Source organism: Albidovulum sp. (assembly GCF_049646345.1).
Classification (GTDB): domain Bacteria; phylum Pseudomonadota; class Alphaproteobacteria; order Rhodobacterales; family Rhodobacteraceae; genus Albidovulum.
The window spans coordinates 1-2,840 of record NZ_JBARVQ010000735.1; the positions used below are offsets into that span (position 1 = coordinate 1).

General features: G+C 62.7%; 3 protein-coding genes. 1 reads left to right on the forward strand and 2 read right to left on the reverse strand.

Going from position 1 to position 2,840, the window contains the following annotated elements; genetic code table 11:
* Window positions 1-1,047 (reverse strand): 2,4-dienoyl-CoA reductase FMN-binding domain-containing protein (locus tag WBB85_RS19270; RefSeq protein ID WP_432640209.1); only part of this gene is annotated, 1,047 nt, incomplete at its 3' end.
* Window positions 1,048-1,219: 172 nt separating this feature from the next.
* Between WBB85_RS19270 and leuB the strand changes: the two genes are divergently transcribed.
* Window positions 1,220-2,329, forward strand: coding sequence for a 3-isopropylmalate dehydrogenase (leuB, locus tag WBB85_RS19275; RefSeq protein WP_432640210.1), 1,110 nt, complete (start codon window positions 1,220-1,222; stop codon window positions 2,327-2,329).
* A gap of 119 nt (window positions 2,330-2,448) precedes the next feature.
* On the opposite strand, the gene WBB85_RS19280 is transcribed toward leuB, so the two are convergent.
* Window positions 2,449-2,840 (reverse strand): KH domain-containing protein (locus WBB85_RS19280; protein WP_432640211.1); only part of this gene is annotated, 392 nt, incomplete at its 5' end.

Genomic DNA, 2,840 nt, shown 5'->3' on the forward strand with positions numbered 1-2,840 from the left:
GCCCTGGAACGTGTGATCCAGACAGGCCTGATTGCAGGCGATACAGGGGGCGATCTCATCCGCCCGGCCCTCTGCGGCTTTCCTGACAAAGTCGGGATCGGCCAGAAACGGGCGCGCCATCGACACCATATCGGCACAACCCTCGGCCAGAACCGCCTCGGCCACATCCGGCATGTTGATCCGGTTCGATGTGATGACCGGGATCGCCACCTGCCCCATCAGTTTCTTCGTGACCCAGGCAAAGGCCCGACGCGGCACCGAAGTGGCAATTGTCGGAATGCGCGCCTCATGCCAGCCGATCCCGGTATTGAGGATCGACGCGCCCGCGGCCTCAATCGCCCTGGCAAGGGTCACGACCTCATCCCAGCTTTGTCCGTTCGGGATGAGGTCGATCAGTGAGATCCGGTATATAAGAATAAAGTCGGGCCCCACCGCCTCGCGCACCCGGCGCACGACCTCGATCGGCAGACGCATCCGGTTTTCCGCACTTCCGCCCCAGCAGTCGGTGCGTGTGTTGGTATGGGCGACAAGGAACTGGTTGAGGAAATAGCCCTCGGACCCCATCACCTCGACCCCGTCATAGCCAGCCTCACGCGCACGCACAGCCGCGGTCACCATGTCGGCGATCTGCTTTTCGATCCCCGCCTCGTCCAGTTCGCGCGGCGCATGGGGCGAGATTGGCGACTTGATCGCCGAGGGGGCCACACATTCAGGGCCATAAGCATACCGCCCCGCATGCAGGATCTGCATGGCGATCCGTCCGCCCGCCTCATGCACGCGGTCCGTCACAATCCGGTGGTTCGCGATATCGGCTGGCGTGAACAGACCGGCCGCACCGGGGAACACGCCCCCTTCGCGATTAGGTGCCATACCCCCGGTGACCATCAGGCCCACGCCGCCCCGCGCCCGGGCCGCATAGAACTCCGCCACCCGGTTCCAATCCTTGGTTTCCTCAAGATTGGTATGCATCGACCCCATCAGCACACGGTTGGGCAGGCTCACATGCCCAAGGTCAAGCGGTGCGAGAAGATGAGGGTAGTGCGTCATGACGGTCTCCGGGCTTTGGACGGACGATGGCGCAGATTAACGCGAAGGTCACCCACGACGCTGCGTCAGCAAAGGAACGCGACACCGGCAGCAAAACCCCAACGCCGCTTGACCCTGCGGCGGGCATTGGCTAGGCGAGCGATGATCAATTCAACGGCTAAGGAGCCCCGACGTGGCCAATCCTTCCATCCTCATCCTTCCCGGCGACGGGATCGGCCCCGAAGTCATGGCCGAAGTCCGCAAGATCATCGACTGGTTCGGTGCCAAGCGCGGGCTCACATTCGATGTCAGCGAAGATCTGATCGGTGGTGCCGCCTATGACGCCCATGGCGTTCCCCTTACTGATGTTGCGCTGGCCAAGGCGCAGGCCGTTGATGCGGTTCTGCTGGGCGCGGTCGGCGGACCGAAATACGACAATCTCGATTTCGCGCTGAAACCCGAACGCGGCCTTCTGCGCATCCGCAAGGAAATGGACCTCTTCTCCAACCTGCGGCCCGCCCAGTGCTTTGACGCGCTGGCCGATTTCTCCTCGCTCAAGCGCGATGTGGTGGCCGGGCTCGATATCATGATCGTGCGGGAACTGACGAGCGGGGTCTATTTCGGCGAACCGCGCGGCATTTTCACCGAAGGCAATGAACGCGTCGGCATCAACACCCAGCGCTATACTGAAAGCGAGATTGCCCGTGTTGCGCGCTCGGCATTTGAACTGGCCAAGCGCCGGGGGAACAAGGTCTGCTCGATGGAGAAGGCCAATGTGATGGAATCGGGCATCCTCTGGCGCGAAGTCGTCCAGAAGGTGCATGACGAGGAATACCCCGAGGTCGAGCTTTCCCACATGTATGCCGACGCGGGCGCGATGCAGCTTTGCCGCTGGCCAAAGCAGTTCGACGTCATCGTCACCGACAACCTCTTTGGCGATATCCTGTCGGATTGCGCGGCGATGCTGACCGGATCGCTCGGCATGCTGCCGTCGGCCTCGCTCGGCGCGCCGATGGTGAACGGTCGCCCCAAGGCGCTTTATGAACCCGTCCATGGGTCTGCCCCCGACATTGCCGGGCAGGGCAAGGCCAACCCGATCGCCTGTATCCTGTCGTTTGCGATGGCGCTTCGCTATTCCTTCGATCAGGGCGTCGAAGCCGACCGTCTGGAACGCGCGGTGGAGGCGGTTCTGGCAAAGGGTCTGCGCACGGCAGACCTTATGGGCCCAGAAGGCGGCAAGCCGGTTTCGACCAGCGAAATGGGTGACGCGATTGTTGCGGTGTTGAACGCAGACGCCGAATAGTCGCCGCGACGGGGCGTAGATCCGCGCTGTCCAACCGCCGAAAACAGGATCCTTAGCGACAAGGCGCTGCCCAAAAGGCGGCGCCTTTCGTTTTCAGGCCGGCGGTCAGTGCAAGAGGGTCAGTCGCCGTCCCGGAACTCAAGACCCATCTCGGAATAGCGTTCCTTTTCCTCCAGCCAGTTCGGCCGGACCTTGACCTGCAGGAACAGATGCACCGGACGGTCGAGGAATTCCATCAACTCGGCCCGTGCGGCCTGACCGACGGCCTTGATCGTCTCGCCCTTATGGCCAAGCACGATCCCCTTGTGCCCATCGCGGGCGACATAGACCAGCTGGTCTATCCGGGCAGACCCGTCGGGTTTGTCCTCCCACCGCTCGGTCTCGACCGTCAGCTGATAAGGCAGTTCCTCGTGCAGGCGAAGGGTCAGCTTTTCGCGCGTGATTTCAGCGGCGATCATGCGCAGCGGCAGGTCGGCGATCTGGTCCTCGGGGTAGAACCACTGGCCTTCGG